Annotated in this window: 4 protein-coding genes; all 4 read right to left on the reverse strand. The window is 68.1% G+C overall.

Annotated elements, in window-relative coordinates; genetic code table 11:
• Nucleotides 1-2120, reverse strand: a 2120-nt coding sequence (locus B4L36_RS13575) for a phage tail tape measure C-terminal domain-containing protein (protein WP_292958226.1), incomplete at its 3' end; no start/stop codon positions are given.
• 1 nt (nucleotide 2121) lies between these two features.
• Nucleotides 2122-2271, reverse strand: a complete 150-nt coding sequence (locus B4L36_RS13580; RefSeq protein WP_422662119.1) for a DUF7697 family protein — start codon at nucleotides 2269-2271, stop codon at nucleotides 2122-2124.
• A gap of 56 nt (nucleotides 2272-2327) precedes the next feature.
• Nucleotides 2328-2777: a hypothetical protein gene (locus B4L36_RS13585; protein WP_292958228.1), complete on the reverse strand. Its 450-nt coding sequence runs from the start codon at nucleotides 2775-2777 to the stop codon at nucleotides 2328-2330.
• A gap of 4 nt (nucleotides 2778-2781) precedes the next feature.
• Nucleotides 2782-3100 (reverse strand): phage tail tube protein (locus B4L36_RS13590; RefSeq protein WP_292958230.1); only part of this gene is annotated, 319 nt, incomplete at its 5' end.

Consider the following 3100-nt stretch of genomic DNA (forward strand, 5'->3'; position numbering starts at 1 on the left):
TGCCTAAAACTCTCGGCGTCGCGGGCGTGGATGTTCACCGTGACGCCCTTGCCGTAATCCTGCGCCTCGCGGCGTGACAGCACCCGTTCCCCACGCTGCAGGATCGCGGGCACCTCGTCATGACGCAGGCCGACCATACCGCCGCTATGCATTCGCGGTGCCCCCGCAAAGGCCAGTGCGGGGACCGTGCGTGAGGGCGAACCCGCGCCGACGATGCCGCCCGTATGCATGATGCTGGCGAAGATTCCGCCCGCGCCGCCCAGCGCGCCGGAGAGCGCATTGGCAATCGGCCCCAGCAGGAAACGCCGCGCGGCCAGTTTCGACAGATCGGCCAGAAGCGAGGTCACCAGATCCCGGAAATCGAGCTTGCCGGTCTTCACGAACTCGCCGATCGCGTCCTCGGCGCTTTGAAATGCCCCGACCAGCGCCTGGCCGATATCGGCGCCGATGTCTTTGGCCTTCTTCGCATAGTCCGACAGCGCCTCGGTCACCGCCTTCCAGCCGGTGGCCGTGGCTTCGGTCGCAGGTTTGGCCTCTTCCGCCGCTGCCTTGCCCGCGGCCCCGGCTTCTTTTGCCGCCGCGCCCGAGCCGGTGGCGGCTGTCTCCACCCCACCCAGCGCATCCTCATAGCGGTCGGCCGCTTCGGTCGCGACGTCCAGCGCCGCGCCACCGGCATCATCCTCGCCGCCGGACATCGCGGCGCGCAGCGCGTCCATGGCAGGGCCCACGCCATCGAAGGCCGAAGCTCGGCTGGAACTGGCGCGGTCACGATAGCGGCCCGCCATATGCGCCGAATTGCTGGCCGAATGCTCCAGCATCGAGGCCCGGCCCAGCGCCTCGAAGACATCGATCCTCGTGTCCGATCCGATCTCTTCCGCCACCTTGTTGAAAGTGGGCGCGATCATCCCGAGAAAATCCGCCCATTTCCCGGCCAGAAATGCCATGAGCCGGGTCCAGATCGCTTCGATCTCGGATTGCATGGCCCGGAAATCGTCGGCGAAGGACAGGGCCGTCACCTTGATCCCCTCCCAGACCGCCTTCGCCACATCGCCCATCAGAGCCATGGCATTGCCGAAACTGCCCGCGCCCTTGACCAGCCTCGTGAACTGATAGACCAGTTCGCCCGCACCGACGATCAGGGCGCCGATACCGGTGCGGATCAGCGCGCCGCGCAGCACGACCAATGCGGTGGCGAGCCCCCGGACCGAGAGTGCAGCCGCCGCCAGCCCGGCGACCCAGCGACCGGCCATGAAACCGGCGAAGGTTGCGGCGTAGGTCGAGAGGCGTCCGATCTGGTCGAAAAGCCCGCTGATCGCCATCCCAAGCGGCCCGGTGCGGCTGGCCAGTGCTGCCATCGCATCGGCCACCGCTTCGAGCGCCGGGGCGGCGGCAACCGCCAACTGGTTTGACAACCCGCGCCAGACCAGACCCAGCCGCGAGATGGCGTCATTCGTCCGCTCGATCCGGTCGGCATCCTGTTCCGAAACCACGATCCCGAAGGCCCGGACATCCTCGGTCGCTTGGCGCAAGGTGGCGGTGTCGATGCGCGACATGGCGATCGAGCCCTCTTCGCCGAACAACTGCCCGGCCACAGCCGCGCGTTCGGCAACAGGCACGAACTCGGCAATGGCGGCATTGATCGCCCCGACGCGCTGATCCAGTGGCAGGGCCAGCAGGTCCGAGGCGGTCAGGCCCAGCCGTTCCAGCGCATCGGCTGCCGGACCGCCGCCCGCCGCCGCCTGGCTCAGCCGCCGGGTCAGATCCTTGGTCGCCTGTTCGATGCCGGACATCGACACGCCTGCCAGTTCACCCGCACGCTCCAGCGTCTGGATCGAGGCAACCGTGGTGCCGAGCGATTGGGCGAGCTTTGCCTGCGCATCCACCGTTTGCAGCCCCGACCGCACCATGGCGATGGCGGCGGCGGTGGCGGCGGCGACAACAGCGGCGGCAGCCACCCCGACCTTGCGGGTGAACCCGGCCATGCGGGCATTCGCCGCCTCCATCTCGCGCGACAGCCGCCCGAAGCCGCGCGATCCGGCCTCGCCGACACCTTCCAGCTCCGCGCGCACCTGACGCCCGCCCACCGCCGCGAGGCGGACGCTGACGCGTTTTTCTGCCATCTCATCGTTCCATCTGTTCGTTCATCCTCCGAACCATCACCGCTTCGATGATGGGCAGCAGTTCGGCGGCGGCCGGGGCCGGGATGCCCAGCGCCGCCGCCAGCCCCAGAGCGGCCGTCAGATCCCACCCGATCACCGCGCCCGATAGCACCCGCAACTGCCCGCCAAGGCGCCCGATCAGATCCCAGACCTGCCAGCCCTCGAATGTCAGCGGCTGGTTTGCGCGACCCGGGCAGTCTTGGCAGATTTGCGTGCAGGCCGCGCAGTAGCTGTCGCCCCCACCGAAGGACCAGTCGGCGAGGGCGCGGAGACGTTTTTTTCCTGGTCCAGCAGCAGGCCCTTGGAGACATAGACCAGCTGAAACGCCTCGAAGATCGGCCAGATGTCCAGGAGCGCATCGATGGCCTCAGGGCTTGGATCGATGGCATTTCCATCAGAATCGCCGACGCCATCCCAGTCCAGCACCGCGCGCCGCGCCAGCGCCTTGGCGAAGACTAGCGCCCGTTCTTCGTCGCTCGTCCCGTCCGGCACTGCCTCGACATCCGGATCGCTGCGGGTGGCGACCATCATCGCGGTGGTCAGCGGGCGCAGCCGCACCCGGACGCCGGGCGCCAGATCGTGCCAGCGCGGTTCATTGCTCAGGTCCAAGGTCAGCATGGGTTCAATATTCCTCGCGGTCGTTGATCAGGGTGGCGGTGCACATGCGGCCCAGTGTGCTGTCGCGCGCGGCCTGCCAGTCGAAGGTTGCCTGGACGCCCTGCGGTCCGGAAATCTCGATCCGGGGGCGGGGCAGGTAGACGGCATGGACGGTGAAGGTGAAGCTCTCTCCCGAGGGCAGCGCATAGGAGAAGTCCAGCGCGCAGGCTTCGCCATCCATGGCCTGCGTCACCAGCGTGCTGTCAGCGAAGCGGACTTCGATTGAGCCTGTCAGCGCGGCGATGGACGGATCGGCGCCGTCGATGCGGCCATCGGCGCGGATG

This window comes from Paracoccus sp. UBA889, assembly GCA_002294185.1.
In the GTDB taxonomy this organism is placed as follows: Bacteria; Pseudomonadota; Alphaproteobacteria; order Rhodobacterales; family Rhodobacteraceae; genus Paracoccus.

Bases quoted from the DNA above. Each gene is read 5' to 3' on its own strand.
- B4L36_RS13585 (WP_292958228.1), bottom strand. From the start codon at position 2,777: ATGCTGACCTTGGACCTGAGCAATGAACCGCGCTGGCACGATCTGGCG.